17 protein-coding genes are annotated in these 17,948 nt (G+C 72.0%); 5 read left to right on the forward strand and 12 right to left on the reverse strand.

Annotated elements, in window-relative coordinates; genetic code table 11:
- Positions 1-136 precede the first annotated feature (136 nt).
- Positions 137-1,177, reverse strand: coding sequence for an LLM class flavin-dependent oxidoreductase (locus ACFWEP_RS17930; RefSeq protein WP_387371260.1), 1,041 nt, complete (start codon positions 1,175-1,177; stop codon positions 137-139).
- 238 nt (positions 1,178-1,415) lie between these two features.
- Between ACFWEP_RS17930 and ACFWEP_RS17935 the strand changes: the two genes are divergently transcribed.
- Positions 1,416-1,745 carry an ATP/GTP-binding protein gene (locus ACFWEP_RS17935; protein ID WP_328719389.1) on the forward strand — a complete coding sequence of 110 codons (330 nt, stop codon included), beginning with the start codon at positions 1,416-1,418 and terminating at the stop codon, positions 1,743-1,745.
- A gap of 28 nt (positions 1,746-1,773) precedes the next feature.
- Here the strand turns inward: ACFWEP_RS17935 and ACFWEP_RS17940 are convergent, their stop codons facing one another.
- The 7 genes from ACFWEP_RS17940 to mce all read right to left on the reverse strand — a co-directional run bounded on the left by ACFWEP_RS17940 (position 1,774) and on the right by mce (position 11,755).
- Positions 1,774-2,679 (reverse strand): ABC transporter permease, encoded by a 906-nt coding sequence (locus ACFWEP_RS17940; protein WP_387371261.1) that lies wholly within the window; start codon positions 2,677-2,679, stop codon positions 1,774-1,776.
- Positions 2,676-3,893 (reverse strand): ATP-binding cassette domain-containing protein, encoded by a 1,218-nt coding sequence (locus tag ACFWEP_RS17945; protein ID WP_387371262.1) that lies wholly within the window; start codon positions 3,891-3,893, stop codon positions 2,676-2,678. The genes ACFWEP_RS17940 and ACFWEP_RS17945 overlap by 4 nt, the downstream gene beginning before the upstream one ends.
- Before the next feature lie 394 nt (positions 3,894-4,287).
- Positions 4,288-5,067: an ABC transporter permease subunit gene (locus tag ACFWEP_RS17950; protein ID WP_387371263.1), complete on the reverse strand. Its 780-nt coding sequence runs from the start codon at positions 5,065-5,067 to the stop codon at positions 4,288-4,290.
- A 3-nt stretch (positions 5,068-5,070) separates the two neighbouring features.
- Positions 5,071-6,129: an ATP-binding cassette domain-containing protein gene (locus ACFWEP_RS17955; protein ID WP_387371264.1), complete on the reverse strand. Its 1,059-nt coding sequence runs from the start codon at positions 6,127-6,129 to the stop codon at positions 5,071-5,073.
- Between the two features lie 87 nt (positions 6,130-6,216).
- Positions 6,217-7,155 carry a cellulose-binding protein gene (locus ACFWEP_RS17960; RefSeq protein WP_266709183.1) on the reverse strand — a complete coding sequence of 313 codons (939 nt, stop codon included), beginning with the start codon at positions 7,153-7,155 and terminating at the stop codon, positions 6,217-6,219.
- 205 nt (positions 7,156-7,360) lie between these two features.
- A complete protein-coding gene (gene scy / locus ACFWEP_RS17965) occupies positions 7,361-11,161 on the reverse strand; it encodes a polarized growth protein Scy (protein WP_387371265.1) in 3,801 nt (1,266 codons plus the stop codon).
- A gap of 165 nt (positions 11,162-11,326) precedes the next feature.
- Positions 11,327-11,755, reverse strand: a complete 429-nt coding sequence (gene mce / locus ACFWEP_RS17970) for a methylmalonyl-CoA epimerase (protein ID WP_387371266.1) — start codon at positions 11,753-11,755, stop codon at positions 11,327-11,329.
- Positions 11,756-11,895: 140 nt separating this feature from the next.
- Between mce and ACFWEP_RS17975 the strand changes: the two genes are divergently transcribed.
- Both ACFWEP_RS17975 and meaB read left to right on the forward strand, forming a co-directional pair.
- On the forward strand, positions 11,896-13,101 hold the full coding sequence (locus ACFWEP_RS17975; RefSeq protein WP_387371267.1) for an acetyl-CoA C-acetyltransferase: 1,206 nt from the start codon (positions 11,896-11,898) through the stop codon (positions 13,099-13,101).
- Between the two features lie 225 nt (positions 13,102-13,326).
- Positions 13,327-14,289: a methylmalonyl Co-A mutase-associated GTPase MeaB gene (gene meaB, locus ACFWEP_RS17980; protein WP_387371268.1), complete on the forward strand. Its 963-nt coding sequence runs from the start codon at positions 13,327-13,329 to the stop codon at positions 14,287-14,289.
- Positions 14,290-14,344: 55 nt separating this feature from the next.
- Here the strand turns inward: meaB and ACFWEP_RS17985 are convergent, their stop codons facing one another.
- From ACFWEP_RS17985 to ACFWEP_RS18000, 4 genes are all read right to left on the reverse strand, one after another.
- Positions 14,345-14,821 (reverse strand): MarR family winged helix-turn-helix transcriptional regulator, encoded by a 477-nt coding sequence (locus ACFWEP_RS17985; RefSeq protein WP_387371269.1) that lies wholly within the window; start codon positions 14,819-14,821, stop codon positions 14,345-14,347.
- Positions 14,822-14,997: 176 nt separating this feature from the next.
- Complete coding sequence (locus ACFWEP_RS17990; protein ID WP_387371270.1) at positions 14,998-15,783, reverse strand: AIM24 family protein; 786 nt, start codon at positions 15,781-15,783, stop codon at positions 14,998-15,000.
- Complete coding sequence (locus ACFWEP_RS17995; protein ID WP_387371271.1) at positions 15,780-16,430, reverse strand: AIM24 family protein; 651 nt, start codon at positions 16,428-16,430, stop codon at positions 15,780-15,782. Before ACFWEP_RS17995 ends, ACFWEP_RS17990 begins: the two co-directional genes overlap by 4 nt.
- Positions 16,430-17,062, reverse strand: coding sequence for an AIM24 family protein (locus ACFWEP_RS18000; protein WP_387371273.1), 633 nt, complete (start codon positions 17,060-17,062; stop codon positions 16,430-16,432). Before ACFWEP_RS18000 ends, ACFWEP_RS17995 begins: the two co-directional genes overlap by 1 nt.
- 197 nt (positions 17,063-17,259) lie before the next feature.
- Between ACFWEP_RS18000 and ACFWEP_RS18005 the strand changes: the two genes are divergently transcribed.
- Positions 17,260-17,610, forward strand: coding sequence for a DUF3817 domain-containing protein (locus tag ACFWEP_RS18005; protein WP_387371272.1), 351 nt, complete (start codon positions 17,260-17,262; stop codon positions 17,608-17,610).
- Positions 17,607-17,900, forward strand: a complete 294-nt coding sequence (locus ACFWEP_RS18010; RefSeq protein WP_266709201.1) for an MTH1187 family thiamine-binding protein — start codon at positions 17,607-17,609, stop codon at positions 17,898-17,900. The genes ACFWEP_RS18005 and ACFWEP_RS18010 overlap by 4 nt, the downstream gene beginning before the upstream one ends.
- The last annotated feature ends 48 nt before the right edge of the window (positions 17,901-17,948 follow it).

Here is a 17,948-nt window from a genome sequence, read left to right on the forward strand (position 1 = left end):
CTCCGGGACTGCTGAACGTCTCCACCGCCGCTCCGGGCCGGGGCCGGTGCCCCCGGGAGACGGCCCCGCCTCGGAGCGGCGGTGTCGCGTGCCGCCGACGGACCGGTACACCCGCGCGTCGGTGTCACCGTGTCCCTCAGACCAGCAGGGGCAGCACCTCGGTGCCCAGCCGGCGCACGTTCTCCTCCGTCGCCCCGAGGTCGCCGGAACCCTCGGAGAGAAGCGCGAAGCGGGTGATGCCCGTGCGCTCGGCCGTGGCCGCGAGCCGGTCGGCGGCGAACCGCGGCGGCCCCACCGGGTGCAGCCCGCAGAGCAGTTCGGTGTACGCCACGGGGTCGCGCATCACCCGGAACCGGCCGTCGACGGTCACGTGCTTGCCCAGGCCGTCCCGCAGCCACTCGGGCATCGCCTTCACCAGCGTCTGCACGGCGTCCTCCCGGCAGTCCCCGATCTGGGCCACACCGGCCGAGACGTGCGCGGCCGCCGCGACGGTCTCCGGCGGATGACCGGCCTCCCGGGCGCTCCGGCGCCACAGCGCGACCATCTCCGCCTTCTCCTCGTCCCCGCAGTGCATCCCGAGCAGCATCGGCAGGGCCTTCTCGGCGGCGAGGCGCACCGTCTTCGGCGAGGTGCACGCCACGATCACCTCCGGGCCGGGCAGCGGCGCCCCGTCCGCGTCGAGCAGCTCGTCCGCGCGCGGCACCACCGCCACCTCGCGGAAGGGGTAGCGGCTTCCGCGCCCGGCCACCCGGGGCTCGCGCAGCCAGTCGAGCAGCAGGTCCAGGGACTCCGGGAAGCCGCTGTCGTACGCCTCCAGGCCCGCGCCGAAGACCTCCAGGTCCACCCAGGGCCCGCCCCGGCCCACACCGAGGCTGAACCGGCCGCCGGCCGTCAGGTGGAGCAGCGCCGCCTGTTCGCCGAGCGCCACGGGGTGCTGGGTCGGCAGCACGCTGACCGCCGTACCGACCCGGATTCTGCGGGTGCGGCCGAGCAGCAGCGCGGCCAGTGTCACGGCCGAGGGGCAGACCCCGTACGGCACGAAATGGTGCTCCGCCAGCCACACGGAGTCGAGCCCCGACTCCTCCGCCACCTCGGCGGTCCGGACCGCCCGGTGCAGGGCCTCGCCCTGCCCCTGCCCCGGAAACTGTGCTGCCAGTACGAACGTTCCCACGCGCATCGCCTTCTGCCTCCTTGCGGCCGACGCGGTTTTCCCCTACCGGCATCAACGCCTGACACGTGCCAAAGGCACGGGCCGGGGAGAAAATGTTGCGATTTTCCGGTAACTACCTCCGTTGCCCGCCTCCGAGCCCGTCACGCGAGGGCGGCCGGTGGGTGCGTACCGGGGTCCCCCGTCGGTCCCCCCACCCCTTTAGGCTGGAAGTCCCTGTCCCCGCCGCAGCCCCGTGAGGTGTCCCGTGTCTCCGCGCCGCAACCGCCCCAAGAGCGGCGAAAGCCCGTCCGCCGACGCGAGCCTCACGGGGGACCGGTACGGCGGCGGCCAGGCCACCGAGAGCTGGCAGGGCGAGGAGTGGTCGGTGCGCCCGGTGGCCGGCGCGAGTGCGCAGGGCAAGCGTTACCGCTGCCCCGGCTGCGACCAGGAGATCCCGTCCGGCGTGCCGCACCTGGTGGCGTGGCCCGAGTACGGCGGCATCGACGACCGGCGGCACTGGCACAAGGCGTGCTGGAACGCGAAGGACCGCCGCACCACGCGGGTGCAGCGGTCCCGGAACGCCCCGCGTCACTGATGCGCGCGCGGGGCGTGGCGGCGGCGCGTCAGACGTCGCGCCGGTTCAGCGCCAGGTTGGCGACCAGCAGGACGGCTGCGGCCAGCAGGAACATGATCGCCACCGGGTCCCAGCCGGACGGACCGGAGTCGGTGATCGAGGAGTCGTAGAGTGCGGCGATCTGGCTGGGGACGGAGTACTCGAAGAGCAGCTCCCGGAGCCGGCTCAGCTGGTCCACGGCCATGAACAGGGCCAGCACGAGCGGCAGCAGCACCACTCCGATCATGATGGTGATCGCCCCCGCCGAATGCCGGACGATCGTGCCGATACCGAGCGAGAGCAGCCCCAGCAGCGCGGTGTACAGCCCGACCCCGACGGTGGCCCGCATCCAGTCGGCGCCCGAGGCGGAGGAGCCGCCGCCGAGGATGGCCGTCTGGAGCATGGCCACGACGGCCGCGGTCACCGTGGTGAGGACGAAGACCAGCAGGAAGAAGACGAACGCCTTCGCCATGAGCACCCGGCTCCGGCTCGGGCACGCCGTCAACGTCGTACGGATCATGCCGGTGCCGAACTCCGAGGCGATGGTCAGCACGCCGAGCGTGATCACGCAGATCGAGCCGAGCAGCACCCCGAAGAAGCCGAGGCTCAGCACCTCTCCGCCCTCCTCCCCGATGCCCGGATCGCTCGCCGCGTTCACCCCGAAGGCGACGAGCAGACCGATGCCCAGCAGCAGCGCGACCATGGTGCCGAGCGTCCACATCGTGGAGCGCACCGAGCGGATCTTCGTCCACTCGGAGGCCAGCGCGTCGCCGAGGGTGGCCGGGCGGACCGGGATCGGCGAGACGTAGTTGCTGAGTCGCAAAATCCCGCCGGGGACGGCCGGTCCGTGGAAGGCGGTACCCGGACCGGGCTGCGGGTCGGCCTGGGGGAGCGGTGGTGTGGCCGACGTCGTCATCGGGAGTCCTCGCTGGTCTTCTGCTCGGCGGGGGTGGGGGCAGGGGCAGGTGCTGGGGCAGTCGGCGCGGGCGCGACCGGGGCGGACACCGGCGGTGCGGGCGCGACGGGGGCGGACACGGCCTGCGCCGGGGCGGCAGGGGCGGTCGACCCGTCGGTGGCGTACGGATTCCGGCCGGGCGGCGCGGGCGCGTACCACTGCTGCGTCACCGGTGGCTGCCCGTACCCGGGGGCACCCTGGGCGGGCTGCGGGACGGTGTACGGGGGCGTGGGCGGCCGGAGCCCCGCCTTCGCGTCGTCCGTGGAACGGTAGTCCACGACGTGCTGCGTCATCCGCATGTACGCCTCTTCCAGGGACGCCTGGTGCGGCGACAGTTCCCACAACCGCACACCGGCCCCGTGCGCGAGGTCGCTGATCCCCGGCAGCGGCAGCCCGGCCACCCGCAGTGCGCCGTCCGGCTCGGACAGCACCCGTCCGCCCGCCCCCGTCAGGGCGGCGGTCAGTTTCTCGCGGGACTCCGGCGCGTCCTCGGCCACCCTGATCCGGGCGAAGTCGGCGGAGTTGACCGAGATGAACTCCTTGATGCTCATGTCGGAGAGCAGCCTGCCGCGCCCGATCACGATCAGATGGTCCGCCGTCAGGGCCATCTCGCTCATCAGGTGGCTGGAGACGAAGACCGTACGGCCCTCTGCCGCCAGCGCCTTCATCAGGTTGCGGACCCAGAGGATGCCTTCCGGGTCGAGACCGTTGACCGGTTCGTCGAAGAGCAGCACCTGCGGATCGCCCAGCAGCGCCGCCGCGATGCCGAGCCGCTGTCCCATCCCGAGCGAGTAGCCCCTGGAGCGCCGGTGGGCCACCTCGCGCAGGCCCACCACGCCGAGCACCTCGTCGACCCGGGCGGCCGGGATGCCGGCCAGCTGGGCCAGCGACAACAGGTGGTTGCGGGCGCTGCGCCCGCCGTGCACCGCCTTCGCGTCCAGCAGCGCGCCCACCTGGCGCGGCGCGTTCGGCAGGCTCGGGTAGGAGTGGCCGCCGATCGTCACATGGCCGGAGGTCGGCCGGTCGAGCCCGAGCATCATCCGCATGGTGGTGGACTTGCCCGACCCGTTCGGGCCGAGGAACCCCGTGACCACTCCTGGCCTGATCCGGAAGGAGAGGTTGTCCACGGCCGTCTGTGCGCCGTAACGCTTGGTCAGGCCGACTGCCTCGATCATTCCCAGCCCCATCGACTCATCTGTCGTCGGGGCCCGGCCCGCTCGGCCGTATGCCCCCGTGTGAGTGAGGAGGATAACCAGGCCCGGACGGTTCCGGCGAAGGCGCCACCGATCCCGTCGGGCGCCACGTGGCGGGGCCGCCGGAGGGGAGTGCGTGCGCCGTGCCGGCCCGCCGTGTACGGCTTCCCGCCTTCCTCCGCGCCGCCCGGCTCGCGCCGGGGCGAGCCGTGGGCCCCGGAAGTACTCGGAGAATCCTCTCTGTTCGAAGTGGAATCGGGCGTGAGGACTGCGGGCCCGCCTGCTCCACAGCGACGAGCGACCACGGAGGTCTCTCCGGCCGAACCTCCGAAGGAGTGAGCCTCTGCGTCCGCGGGTTTCCGAGCCCCTTCGGCCCTTACGCGTCCCGCTTCCGGAGCACGAGGTAGCCGCCCACCAGCGCCGCGACCACCCAGATCAGCATGATGCCCAGTCCGGCCCACGGCCCGTACGGAGCCTTGTCGCTGCCCATGGCGTCCGGGACCACCTGCATGATCTTGGATCCGGCCTGGTCGGGGAAGTAGCGGGCCACCGTCTTGGCTCCCGGGACCGAGGACAGGATCTGCGAGACGAGGAAGAAGAAGGGCATCAGGATGCCCAGCGAGAGCATCGAGCTCCGCAGCATCGCGGCCACGCCCATCGAGAAGACCGCGATGAGGCCCATGTAGAGGCCACCGCCGACCACCGCGCGCAGTACGTTGTCCGCGCCGAGGTCCGTGCCGTGATCACCGAGCAGCGCCTGCCCGAGGAGGAAGGCGACGAAGCTGGTGACCAGCCCGACGACCAGGGCGAGCGCCCCGGCCACCGCGATCTTGCTGAAGAGGAGCGTGCCGCGCCGGGGCACGGCCGCCAGCGAGGTACGGATCATCCCGGAGCTGTACTCCGTACCGACCACCAGTACGCCGAAGACGACCATCGCGAGCTGGCCGAGGATCATTCCGGAGAAGCTGACGAAGGTGGGGTCGAAGGTCGCCCGTTCCGTGGCGTCGAGGTCGTCGAACCGCGACTTGAACAGCGCGCTCAGGGCGGCTCCCATGGCCACCGTGACGACGAAGGCCGAGATGAGCGTCCACGTGGTGGACGAGACCGTGCGGATCTTCGTCCACTCGGAGGTCAGGACCGCGGGTACCGATGCCATCGGTCACACCCCCTTGCCGTCGGTGCGGGTACCGGCTCCGCCGCCGGTGTCGTTCCAGCCGGCGCCCCAGCGCCCGCCTGCCTGTCCGGGACCTGCCTGTCCGGGACCGCCGGCCGCGGCCGGCGGGACCGGGCCCGCGCCGCCGGCGGTCTCGGCGTCCCCGTGCGCGTGGTACTCCACCGAACCCGCCGTCATCTGCATGAACGCCTCCTCCAGCGAGGCCCGTTGCGGGCTCAGTTCGTGGAGGACGAGCTGATGGCGCGCGGCCAGCTCACCGAGCTGCTCGCTCGTCGCGCCGTCGACCTCCAGGGTGCCGTTCCCCGCCTCGACCGGGGTGAAGCCGCCGGCGGCGAGCGCGTCGCGCAGCCGCTCCTGATCCGGGGAGCGCAGCCGCACGAAACTCCGTGAGTTCTGGTGGATGAAGTCCGCCATCGATGTGTCGGCGAGCAGCCGACCCTGACCGATCACGATCAGATGGTCCGCCGTCAGGGCCATCTCGCTCATCAGGTGCGAGGAGACGAAGATCGTCCGGCCCTCGGCGGCGAGCGCGCGCATCAGGTTCCGGATCCAGTGGATGCCCTCGGGGTCGAGACCGTTGACCGGCTCGTCGAACATCAGGATCTGCGGATCGCCCAGCAGCGCCGAGGCGATGCCGAGACGCTGCCCCATGCCCAGCGAGAAGCCCTTCGACTTCTTCTTCGCCACCGCGCTCAGCCCGACCGTGTCCAGCACCTCCGCGACCCGCGAGGCGGGGATGCGGTTGCTCTGGGCCAGGCAGAGCAGATTGTTGTACGCGCTCCGGCCGCCGTGCATCGACTTGGCGTCGAGCAGCGCCCCGATGTACTTCAGCGGCTCGTCCAGCTCGCGGTACCGCTTGCCGTCGATGCGCACCGAACCACTGGTCGGGTTGTCCAGATCGAGCATCATCCGCATCGTGGTGGACTTGCCCGCACCGTTCGGGCCGAGGAATCCGGTGACCATCCCGGGTCTGATCCGGCAGGACAAGGCATCGACGGCGACCTTCTGGCCGTAGCGCTTGGTCAGTCCTTCGAGCTCGATCATGCGTTCACGCTAGAACGGCCGCGCGCCCGGCGCCACCACAAAGGCGGAACCGGGCGCACGGAGGTGGGCCGGGGGTGTGAGGCGGCGTCAGCGGGTCTGCTGGGCCGGGACACCACGGGTGGCGGGCTCGTCGTCCACCGGGGAGGAGGCGGCGGCCACGGCCGCGCCGGTCAGCGTCGCCAGCATCTCGCGGACGTTGGTCAGCTGGGCGTTGATCGAGTCGCGGCGGTTGGTGAGCGCCGCCAGCTCGCGCTCCGACTCGCTGCGGATGCGGTCGGCCTTGGCGTTCGCGTCGGCCACGATGTCCTCGGACTGGCGCTGCGCGGTCTCCACCGTCTGGCGGGCCCGGCGCTCGGCGTCCGTACGGAGCTTCTCGGCCTCCAGGCGGAGCTGCTCCGCGCGGTGCTCGATCTCCGCGAGACGCTTCTCGGCCTTGGCCTGACGGGACGCGAGGTCGCGCTCCGACTGGTCGCGGCGCTTGGCCAGGTTGGTCTCGAAGTCCGCGGCGGCCTGGGCGGCCTTGGCGCGGGTCTCCTCGAAGAGAGCGTCCGCCTCCTCGCGCTTCTGCTGGGCGTCCTTCTGCGCCTCGGTGCGCAGCGTGGTCGCCTCGCCCTTGGCCTTGTCGACGATGCGGACCCCGTCGTCCTCGGCCTTCGCCTTCCGCTCGGCGGCGAAGTTCTCCGCGTCGTTGCGCACCTGCTGGGCGGCCGACTCGGCCAGCTCGCGGTGCTGCTCGGCGGCGCGGCGGGCCTCTTCGCGCAGGTCCTTGGCCTCCTCCTCGGCGAGGCGGAGGATCTTTTCGACGCGGGCACCGAGGCCGGCGTAGGAGGGCTCGGCGTCGCTCACCTGGGCCTGGGCGTTCTGCGTCTCGAGGTGGAGCTCCTCGATGCGCTTCTCCAGGGAGGTGATGCGCGCGAGCGCACTATCACGGTCGGCGACGAGCTTGGTGATGCGGTCGTCCACCTGACCGCGGTCGTAACCACGTCGCACGAGCTCGAAGCCGAAGGGGGAAGAGGGGTCGCTCATGGGTTTCCTGTCGAATGAGACCGGTGAGGTGATAGAGGGAATCCTAGGGGCCAAAGCGGCGTGTCAGCGTGGAGATACCAGTTTGATCTGGAGAATGACACCTCTTTCGGGTGGCGGACCCATGGGACGCTGATCACTCTCCAGGGTGGCCGAAAACGCCGGTCGCACGCGGTCGCGCACCCCGGCACCCGTCCCCGACAGCCCCTCAGCCCTCCGTCTGCTTGCCGCCCGCCCGGGTGCCCGCGCCGGCGGCGGCCTTGATGCCGCCCCCGAGAGTTCCCCCGCCGGTGGCCTTCCCGCCTCCTGCCGGAACCTCGAAAGACTCCAACGCCTCCAGCACGTCCTGGACACGGGAGATCTCCGTATTGATGTCCGCGCGCCTGCGCACGAGGACGTCGAGTTCCCGCTGTCCCTCGTCCACCGTACGCTTCGCCTCGGCCTCGGCCTCGGCCCGCAGCTTCTCGGCCTCGCGGATGAGCTCCGCCTTCTTGGCCTCCGCCTCCTTGAGCAGGGACTCCGCGCGCTTGACCGCCGCGATCCGGACCTTGCCGGCCTCCGAATTCGCGTCCGACAGCAGCTCCTTGGCCTTCTTCTCCGCCTCGTCGCGCTGCTCGGTGGCGACCTTCATCAGATGGTCGACACGCTCGCCGGCGGTCTTCATCTGCTCGGACGTCTCCCGGCGGGCCCGCTCGTGCAGCTCCTCGACCTCGGCCTCCGTCCGGGTGCGGTGTTCCTCCGCGCGCTCCCGGGTGGCGGTGGCGTCCCGCCGCGCGCCGACCAGCAGCTCGTCGGCGTCGGTGCGCGCCCGCTCCACCAGGGTGTTGCCCTCGACGGTGGCTTCCGAGGTGATCCGGACGGCCTCCTTGCGGGCGGCGTCGACCATGGTGTCGGCCTGCGCCTCCGACTCGGTGGCGGTGCGCAGAGCCTCCTCGCGTGCCTTGTTGATCAGCTGGTCCGCCTGCTCGGCCGCGTCCGTCCGGCGTTTGGCCGCCGCCTGTCGCGCCTCGTCCAGCGCGCGCTCGGCCTCCTCGCGGGCGTCGTTGCCGAGCTTCTCCGCCGCCTCCTCCGCGTCGGTCCGCAACTTCGCGGCCTCCTCGCGGGTGCGGGCCGCGTGCTCCTGCGCCGAGGCCATGGTCTTCGCCGCCTCCGAACGCCGCCGCTCGGCCTCCTTCGTGGCCTCGCCGACGAGCTGGTTCGACGAGTCGGTCGCCTCCTGACGGATGCGCTCGCCCTCGCTCGTCGCCTCCGCGACCAGCCGGTCGGCCTGCACCGCCGCGTCCGACCGCATGCGGTTGGCGTCCTCGCGGGCCTCCGCACGGGACCGGGAGGCGTCCTGCTCGGCGGACGTGAGGGCGTCGGACGCCTCGGTACGTACCCGCTGGCTGTACTCCGCGGCCTCCGCGCGCAGCCGCTCGGACTCCGCGATGGCGTCCGTGACGGTCCGCTCCGCGAGCGCCTTCGCGGCGTCCGACTCCTCGGCCGCGACCTGACGGATGCGGTTGGCGTCCTCGCCGGCCCGCTCCCGCTCCGCGGCGGCGTCGGCGCGCAGCCGGTCCGCCTCCTCCCGCGCCTCGGTCCGCGTCCGCGTGGCCTCCTGCTCGGCGGCCGTGCGCTGCGCGGCGATCTCCGTCTCGGCCTGCTCGTGCAGTCCGGCGACCGATTCGCGTACCTGCTGGGCCGTCTGCTCGGCGGCGGCGACCATCTCGGCCGACCGGCTCTCCGCCTCGCCGACGAGGCGCTGCGCCTCGGTCTGCGCCTCCTCGACCCGGGTACGGGCGGACGCGAGGAGCTCCTCGCTCTGCTCGCGGGCCCGCTCGCGCTCCTGCCCGGCCTCGGACCGGGCCGCCTCCAAGGTCTCCTCGGCCGTCCGGCGACGCCGGTTGGCCTCCTCCTGCGCGGCCTCCAGCGCTTCGGCCGCCTCGGCCGCGACGCGCTCGGCGGCGGCAGCCGCCTCGGCCCGCACCCGGTCGGCCGTCTCCTGTGCCTCGGACTTGAGGCGCTCCGCCTCGGTGGCCGCCTCGCTGCGCAGCCGCACGGCGACGGTCTCGCCCTCCGAACGCGATTGCGCCGCGTCGGCCGCGGCCTCGTCGCGCAGCCGCTGCGCCTCCGCCTCGGCCTGCTCCTGGAGGGTGCGCAGCCGCTCGGCGGCCTCGCCGCGCAGCCGCTCGGACTCCTCGGCCGTCTCGCGGCGGATGCGCTCCGCCTCGGCACGGGCCGTACCGAGGGCTTCCTCGGCGGAGGCGACCCGGGTTTCGGCGTCGGTGCGCAGCCGGTCCAGCTCCGCCGCGGCCTCCTCGGCGCGGGCAGACACCTGACGCTCGGTCTCGGCGCGCAGCGCACCGGCGGCCTCCTCGGCCGCCGCCTTCGTGGACTCCGCCTGTTCCTCGGCCTCCGCGCGCAGTGCCTCGGCCTCGGCGCGGGCGCGCTCCAGGGACTCCTCGGCCTGCTTGCGCAGGGTCGTCGAGCGCTCGCCGGCCTCGGTGCGGACCCGCTCGCTCTCGGCGGAGGCGGAGGCACGCTGCTCCTCTGCGTCCGTCCTCGCCTTGGTCAGCAGCTCCTCGGCGGTGCGGGCACCCTCCTCGATCTGCTGGACGGCCTCGCGGCGGGCCTCGCCCCGGATGCGTTCGCCCTCGGCGACCGCCTCGGAGCGCAGCTGCTCGGCCTCGCCACGCAGCCGACGGGCCTCTTCCTGGAGCTCGACCGTCTTGGCCCGGTACTCCTTGGTGCCTTCCTCGGCGGCGCCCTTGAGCTGGTCCGCCTGCTCGGCGGCCTCGCCGCGCAGCCGGTCCGCCTCGGCCTCGGCCTCGCGGCGGATGCGCTCGGCCTCCTCCGCCGCGGCCCGGGTGGTGGAGGACGCGTCCTCGGAGGCCTTGGTCAGCACCTCCTCGGCGCTGCGGGCGGCCTTGGCGAGCTGGGCGGCGGTGTCCTCGGCAGCTGCCGTACGCGCCTTCTCGGCCGCCTCCGCGAGGAGCCGCTCCGCCTCGGCGCGGGCGTCGGCGAGGGCCTGCTCGGACTCTTCCTTCAGCGTCTCGGCGCTCTTGGTGGCTTCGCCGACCAGGCGGGCGATCTCCGACTTCGCGGTGCGGGTGCGCTGTTCGTTCTGCGACTCGGCCCCTGCCAGCGTCTTCGACGCGGCGTCCTTGGCCTCGGAGAGGAGCTTCTCCGCCTCCAGCCGCGCTTCGCGCAGCCGGGTCTCGGCCTCCTGGGCGTGTTGTTCGGCGGAGCGCTGGAGGTCGGTGGCCTGCCGGCGGGCCCGGTCGGCCTCGGCGGTGGTCGTGGACCGCAGTTCCTCGGCGTGCTGGGTGGCCTCCTGCGCCTGGCCCGCGGCGGTGCTCAGCATCCGTTCGGCGTCCCGGCGGGCGCGCAGCAGGATCGCCTCGGCCTCCGCGCGGGAGGTCTCTGCCTCGGAGCCGAGCCGCTGGCGGGTCTCCTCGGCGACCCGGGCGGCCTCGCTGCGCGCGGCGTTCACGGACTGCTCGGCCTCGGACCGGGACTCCTCCAGGAGCCGGCGGGCCTGGGACTCCGTACGGGCGCGCAACTGCTCGGCCCAGGCGACGTTCTCGTTGACGTGGGCCTCGACGGTCTGCCGGCGTTCGGCCAGCTCCTGGTCGAGGCGCTGGCGGCGCTGGACCGCCTCGTTGTGCAGTTCGGCCTGGAGGCGGGCCTGGTGCTCCGCGTGCTCCTGGAGGATGCGCTGCGTCTGCGCCCGGGCGTCGCGGAGCTCGCGCTCGGCGTCGGCCCGCACCTGCTCGGCCTGGGCCTGGGCGTCACGGAGCATCTGCTCGGCCTGGTATCCCAGGTCCGCGCCGCCGTAGGCGGGACGGGTCGCGAGATTGCGCCGAGCCTCGTGCAGCTTGGCTCGCAAGACCTCGACCTGGTAACCGAGGTCCTCGGCGTGCTGGACGGCCTTCTCCCGGTCGGTCTTCAGCCGGTCCATCTCGGCTTCGAACCGCGAGAGGTGGTCGTCTTCAGCTCGGTGGCTCTCCTGGCGTTCGTAGCCCCGCACTGCGCGGTCCCATCCGTCCCCTGGTCGCAACTCTCCATACAGGACCGCCCGCCGGCGAGCGGCCCCCCGGGGAATGGTGACAGACAAACGACAGGGACGTTTTCACGGCCCCGGCCCCGGCCCCGGCCCGGAACGGCCCACTCTACCGGGCCGGGTATCCGGCGGTCAGTGCTCCGTCCGGGACGTGACCAGTTCGGTGAGGACCCCGTGGCAGTCCTTCGGGTGGAGGAAGGTGATCCGGGAGCCCATGGAGCCGGTGCGGGGCTCGTCGTAGAGGACCCGTACCCCCTTCTCGCGGATGTCCGAGGAGTCCTGGTCCACGTCCTCGGTACCGAAGGCGATGTGGTGGACGCCCTCGCCGTTCTTCTCCAGCCACTTGCCGACGGCCGAGTCGGGCCGGGTCGGCTCCAGCAGCTGGAGGTAGGAGGCCCCGCCGTCGGAGGTGCCGTTGATCCTCAGCATGGCCTCGCGCACGCCCTGCTCTTCGTTGACCTCCGAGTGGTGGACCTCGAAGCCGTACGTGGAGCGGTAGAACTCCACCGTCGTGTCGAGGTCGAAGCAGGCGATTCCGATGTGGTCGATCCGCGTCAGCATGGGACCAGTGCAGCGTCCGGGAGGAGGATTGGCAAGGTGCGCGCGATCACACACGCTGCCGGATGACGGACGGTGGGCGTCTCAGTACATTTTCAAGTCAACCCTCGTTAACCACCCTCACCTCCTTAGGGGCCGTGCCCATGTCAGGAACGACAGGTACCACCACCTCAGTGATCGTCGCGGGCGCCCGTACGCCCATGGGCCGGCTGCTCGGCTCCCTGAAGAGCTTCTCCGGCGCGGACCTCGGCGGCTTCGCCATCAAGGCGGCGCTGGACCGGGCCGGCATCGGCGGCGACCAGGTCGAGTACGTGATCATGGGCCAGGTGCTCCAGGCCGGCGCGGGGCAGATCCCGGCCCGGCAGGCGGCCGTCAAGGCGGGCATCCCGATGAACGTCCCCGCGCTCACGGTCAACAAGGTGTGTCTCTCCGGGCTCGACGCCATCGCGCTGGCGGACCAGCTGATCCGTGCCGGTGAGTTCGAGGTGGTCGTGGCCGGCGGCCAGGAGTCCATGACCAACGCCCCGCATCTGCTGCCCAAGTCCCGCGAGGGGTACAAGTACGGCGCGATCGAGATGCTCGACGCGATGGCGTACGACGGTCTGACCGACGCCTTCGAGAACATCGCGATGGGCGAGTCGACCGAGAAGCACAACACCCGTCTGGGCCTGGAGCGCGCCGCGCAGGACGAGGTCGCCGCCCTCTCCCACCAGCGCGCCGCCGCAGCCCGCGAGAACGGACTCTTCGAGGCCGAGATCACCCCGGTCGAGATCCCGCAGCGCAAGGGCGACCCGGTGCTCTTCGCCGAGGACGAGGGCATCCGCCCCGGGACGACCGCCGAGTCGCTCGGCAGGCTCCGTCCCGCCTTCGCCAAGGACGGCACGATCACCGCCGGCTCCTCCTCGCAGATCTCGGACGGTGCCGCCGCCGTCGTCGTGATGAGCAAGACCAAGGCCCAGGAACTGGGGCTCGACTGGATCGCCGAGATCGGCGCCCACGGCAACGTGGCCGGTCCGGACAACTCGCTCCAGTCCCAGCCGTCCAACGCCATCCGGCACGCCCTGAAGAAGGAGGGGCTGACCGTCGACGACCTGGACCTCGTGGAGATCAACGAGGCGTTCGCGGCCGTCGCCGTGCAGTCGATGAAGGACCTCGGCATCACCTCGGAGAAGGTCAACGTCAACGGCGGGGCCATCGCGCTCGGCCACCCGATCGGGATGTCCGGCGCCCGCGTGGTGCTGCACCTGGCGCTGGAGCTGAAGCGGCGTGGTGGCGGTACCGGTGCGGCGGCGCTCTGCGGCGGCGGCGGTCAGGGCGACGCGCTGATCATCCGCGTACCGGGCAAGTAGTGCTGCGTCAGCCAAGGTCCCCCCGTCGAGGAGCGGCGTCGGGTGCGTGCTCCCGGCGTGCCGGCCCGAAGCCCCCGTACTGGACGTACTCGGGCTCTCGGCCGATGCGGCGAGAGTGCGTGCCTGACGCCGCGACGGGGCAGACCTCGGCTGACGCGGCACTGGTAAGGGTGGCGCACGGCCCGGCGGCGCGGCGCGGCACACGGTGAGAGGAACGGAGCGGTGATGGTGGACGTCCCCACCCTGGTGGAACAGGCACGGCAGGGCGGGCCGCGTGCCGTCGCCCGGTTGATCTCGCTGGTGGAGGGGGCCTCGCCGCAGCTGCGCGAGGTGATGGCGGCACTAGCCCCGCTGGCCGGGCACGCGTACGTCGTCGGGCTGACCGGCTCGCCCGGGGTCGGCAAGTCCACCTCCACCTCGGCGCTGGTCACCGCGTACCGGAAGGCCGGCAAACGGGTCGGGGTGCTCGCGGTCGACCCGTCCTCGCCGTTCTCCGGCGGGGCACTGCTGGGCGACCGGGTACGGATGTCGGACCACGCCTCGGACCCCGGGGTCTACATCCGGTCGATGGCGACCCGGGGCCACCTGGGCGGCCTCGCCCGCTCCGCGCCGCAGGCCGTCCGGGTGCTGGACGCGGCGGGATGCGACGTGGTCCTGGTGGAGACGGTCGGGGTGGGCCAGTCCGAGGTGGAGATCGCCTCGCAGGCCGACACCTCGGTGGTGATGCTCGCGCCGGGCATGGGCGACGGCATCCAGGCGGCGAAGGCCGGAATCCTGGAGATCGGCGACGTGTACGTGGTCAACAAGGCGGACCGGGACGGCGCGGACGCCACCGTTCGGGAGCTGAACCACATGCTGGGGCTCGGGGAGTCCCGGGGCCCGGGCGACTGGCGGCCCCCGATCGTGAAGACGGTGGCCGCCCGGGGCGAGGGCGTCGACGAGCTGGTCGAGGCACTGGAGAAGCACCGGGCGTGGATGGAGGAGCACGGGGTGCTGGCGGCCCGGCGCACCGCGCGGGCGGCCCGGGAGGTGGAGACGATCGCCGTCGGCGCCCTGCGCGAGCGGATCGCCGACCTGCACGGCGACCGCCGGCTCGAAGCGCTGGCGGAGCGCATCGTGGAGGGCCGGCTCGACCCGTACGGCGCGGCCGACGAACTGGTCGCGGGGGTCACCTCGGGGGATCTCTGACGGGTCCGGCAAGGCGGCGTGCGGGCCGCCCGGTCGGGCCCGTCAGGGCGGACGCCTACGGCCTGCCGCGCCGTCCGCGCAGATGGTCCGCGATCGGGGTGAGGGCCGCGTGCAGCTCGGCCAGTGCCTCGGGGGTCAGCAGGTCCATGAAGTGCTTGCGGACGGAGGCGACGTGGTACGGCGCCACCTTCCGCATCGTCTCCCCGCCGAGGTCGGTCAGGACCGCGAAGAGTCCGCGCCGGTCCGACTCGCAGTTCTCGCGCTGGACCAGCCCGGCGGTCTCCATCCGGGTGATCTGGTGCGAGAGCCTGCTCTTGGACTGGAGGGTGAGCGACGCGAGGTCACTCATCCGCAGCCGCTGGTCCTCGGCCTCGGAGAGGTTGACGAGGATCTCGTAGTCGTTCATGGTCAGGCCGAACGGCTGGAGGTCTCTCTCCAGCTGGTGCGTCAGCAGCCTGCTGACGTCCAGGTGGGTGCGCCAGGCACGCTGTTCCGCGTCGCTCAGCCAGCGTGTGGCCGTCTCGGTCTCCATATATGGATTCTACCTAAGAAGTTGAAAGCCGGACGAAGTGGGGGACGTGACTCCCGGCACTCACCCCGGCATCCGCCGCCGGCCGCCGGGTCGCGCACGGCACGCACCGCACTCCGGGCACGGGACAGGCCGGGCCCGGGGCGTACCCCTGGGAATCACGCTCCGCAGAGTACCGCTCACAGACCGAACCGGCGCTGGAGATCCCCCAGCTGGCCGGGGAGGCGGGGTGCGGACCCAGGTTGACCCCCGCCGTGGACGCCGGGACGGCCCCCGCCCGGGACCCCCGCCTCCACCGGAACCGCGCCCACCGGCTGCTCGGCCATCAGTACCTCGGTCGACTGCAGCAGCACCGTCCCCGCACCCACGAACTCGAACTGGTGCTCCTCGCCGGACGTCCCGCCGATCCCCGTCAGCGACCGCACTCCGCCCATCACGCCCCGCATGTACCCGTGGTCGTAGTGGTGGCACGGGGACGGGCAGTCCGCCCAGCCCACCAGGGCCTGCGGGTCCACCCGCAGCGGCGGCTCCATGAAGACCACCGGCCCGTTCGAGGCCGCCACGAACTTCCCCGTACCGATCAGCGTGAGGAACCCCGGCACGATCGACTGCTTCAGCGCCAGGGACGGCTGGAAGGCCAGCAGGTTGCCGGAGCGGATCGTCAGGTTGCCGTTGTCGAGGTCGAAGGAGTTGACGTCGAAGGCCCGGTCCGCGAGGAGCATCTTGCCGCTGCCCTCGGCCACCACCCAGTCGCTCGCGTGCATCGGCGAGTGGAAGCTCGTCCGCAGCAGCCGGTCGAAGCGGCCGTTGCCCACCCCGTCGAAGTCGATGCGCCCGTAGTAGGCGATCATCTTCCCCTTCTGGAGGAACCACTGACTGCCCTTCAGCTCCACGCAGAAGGTGTACGCGTTGACGTTGTCGTCCGACGGCAGCGTCGTCGGATCGAAGATCACGGGCGTGCTCACAGCTTCTCCTCCGACGCCTGGACGTACACCGCACCACTGCCGCTGAGCTCCAGCTGGAACGCTTCGCCCGAGCCGCGCCCCACCATGTCGCGCCAGCCGAGCGCGGTGGAGAGCTTGTTGCGCACGTCCCCGTGGTGCGCGACGTACGCCTGCGGGTCCACGTGCACCTCGCGGCCGGGGGTGATCGGCAGCTCGATCACCCCGCCGTGGGCCATCACCGCGACCGCGCCGTGTCCCTTGAGGGTCGTGGTGAACAGGCCCTGGCCGGTCACCTGGCCGCGCACCATCCCCATGACCCCGCCCTGCGAGCCCATGAACATCGTGCCCTGCTGGAGCGTGCCGTCGAACGCCAGCAGCCGGTCGGCCTCGACGTAGAGGGTGTCGCCCGCGAGGTTGATCACCTGGATGTGGTGGCCGCCGTGGCCGAACATCACCGTGCCGCTGCCCTCGACCGTCATCAGCGGGGTCGCCTCGTTGGCCACCCGCCGGCCGATCATCGACATCAGCCCGCCCTGGCCGCCCTGGATGTTCGGCGTGAAGGAGACCTCGCCCCGGTAGGCGAGCATCGCGCCGCGCTGGCTGTACATCTTCTGACCGGGGACGACCGTCGCCTCGATCATCTTCGAGTTGATCTCACGGAACGGCATCAGACGTCGCCCCCGATCGTGTTCCGCTCGCTGGGCTGCACGTACACGAGCCCCTCGCCCTCGAAGCGGATCTGGAACGACTCCCCGGAACCCTCGCCCACGAACGTGCGGAAGCTCACCCCGGACTGAAAGTGCTGCTGGAGGTCGCCCTGATGGGCGATGTAGGCGCCGGGGTCGACGTTCAGCGGGTACTGCCGGGTCACCCGGAGCACCACCGCCGAGCCGTCCGACATGATCGCCGCCTGCCCGGTCCCCTCCACCGTCGTGGTGAACAGGCCGTTTCCGGTCGCGCCCCCGCGCAGCCCGGTGAAGCTGGTGCCGGTGCGCAGACCGGCGTCCGTGCAGAGGAGATTGCTCGCCTCCACCCACAGCTTCTCGCCGCGCAGCGACACGAGATTGATCTCGCTCGCCCGGTCGGCGAAGTAGCAGGTGCCCTGCCCCTGCACCTCCATCACCGTCATCTGTTCGCCGGTCAGCCTGCGAGTCACCATGCCGCGCAGGCCCTCACCGCCGCCGGACAGTTTCTTGAACGCCATCCGGCCGTCGTACGCGACCATCGAGCCGTTCTTCGCCTTCACGGCATCGCCCGTCAGATCGACGGCGAGCGTCTTGCTGCCTTGGAGTCGGAACATCGCCACGGACCGACGGTAGCCGCCCGCGCGGCGCCCGGGCCAGTGTCCGGGAAAGGATCACGGGCCGTGCCCCGTCCCGTGCGCATCACGCTCCCCGCCCGCCCCGGGGCAGGAGGGGCCGGCGGGCGGTGCCACAATGGGGGCGGCTTGTGCATACGTTCACAAGCCGTGACGACCCTCCCACCGAAGGTGCCCCCGTGGACATCAAGACCGCTACCGCCCTGCACCGGCTGCGCCTCATCTCGATTCCCGAGGCGCTCTCCTTCCCGGCGCTGATCATCTTCGGATCGATCCTCAGCCGCGTCTCCGACATCGACTTCCTGATGCCGCCACTGGGCGCCCTGCACGGCCTCCTCTTCGTGATCTACGTCCTCTTCCTGCTCGACGTGTGGATCAAGGCGAAGTGGCCGGTCAAGCGGGTCGCCCTCTTCTTCGTGCTCTGCCTCCTGCCGTTCGGCGGCCTCTACGGCGACAAGCTCCTCAAGCGGTACGAATCGGACGGCGTCATCGCCGCCCGCGCCCGCCGCGAAGGCACGGTGAACGCGTGATCGTCGCCTTCTCGGTCTCCCCGCTCGGTGTCGGCGAGGACGTCGGCGAGTACGTCGCCGACGCCGTGCGCGTCGTCCGCGAGTCGGGGCTGCCCAACCGCACCGACGCCATGTTCACCTCGATCGAGGGTGAATGGGACGAGGTGATGGACGTCGTCAAGCGCGCCGTCGCCGCCGTCGAGGCCCGCGCCGGACGTGTCTCCCTCGTACTGAAGGCCGACATCCGACCTGGCGTCACCGACGGCCTCACCTCCAAGGTCGAAACCGTGGAACGGTACTTGGCCACCTGACGCCCCGTCCGTTCCCTCGCCGCGCCGTTCCTCCGAGGAGCCCCCCGC

The organism is Streptomyces sp. NPDC060198 (assembly GCF_042728415.1).
Lineage (GTDB): Bacteria > Actinomycetota > Actinomycetes > Streptomycetales > Streptomycetaceae > Streptomyces.

Bases quoted from the DNA above. Each gene is read 5' to 3' on its own strand.
- ACFWEP_RS17930 (WP_387371260.1), bottom strand. From the start codon at position 1,177: ATGCGCGTGGGAACGTTCGTACTGGCAGCACAGTTTCCGGGGCAGGGG.
- ACFWEP_RS17985 (WP_387371269.1), bottom strand. From the start codon at position 14,821: ATGGAGACCGAGACGGCCACACGCTGGCTGAGCGACGCGGAACAGCGT.
- ACFWEP_RS17955 (WP_387371264.1), bottom strand. From the start codon at position 6,129: ATGATCGAGCTCGAAGGACTGACCAAGCGCTACGGCCAGAAGGTCGCC.
- ACFWEP_RS17960 (WP_266709183.1), bottom strand. From the start codon at position 7,155: ATGAGCGACCCCTCTTCCCCCTTCGGCTTCGAGCTCGTGCGACGTGGT.
- ACFWEP_RS18000 (WP_387371273.1), bottom strand. From the start codon at position 17,062: ATGTTCCGACTCCAAGGCAGCAAGACGCTCGCCGTCGATCTGACGGGC.
- mce (WP_387371266.1), bottom strand. From the start codon at position 11,755: ATGCTGACGCGGATCGACCACATCGGAATCGCCTGCTTCGACCTCGAC.
- meaB (WP_387371268.1), top strand. From the start codon at position 13,327: ATGGTGGACGTCCCCACCCTGGTGGAACAGGCACGGCAGGGCGGGCCG.
- ACFWEP_RS17945 (WP_387371262.1), bottom strand. From the start codon at position 3,893: ATGATCGAGGCAGTCGGCCTGACCAAGCGTTACGGCGCACAGACGGCC.
- ACFWEP_RS17940 (WP_387371261.1), bottom strand. From the start codon at position 2,679: ATGACGACGTCGGCCACACCACCGCTCCCCCAGGCCGACCCGCAGCCC.
- ACFWEP_RS17995 (WP_387371271.1), bottom strand. From the start codon at position 16,430: ATGCCGTTCCGTGAGATCAACTCGAAGATGATCGAGGCGACGGTCGTC.
- ACFWEP_RS17975 (WP_387371267.1), top strand. From the start codon at position 11,896: ATGTCAGGAACGACAGGTACCACCACCTCAGTGATCGTCGCGGGCGCC.
- ACFWEP_RS17950 (WP_387371263.1), bottom strand. From the start codon at position 5,067: ATGGCATCGGTACCCGCGGTCCTGACCTCCGAGTGGACGAAGATCCGC.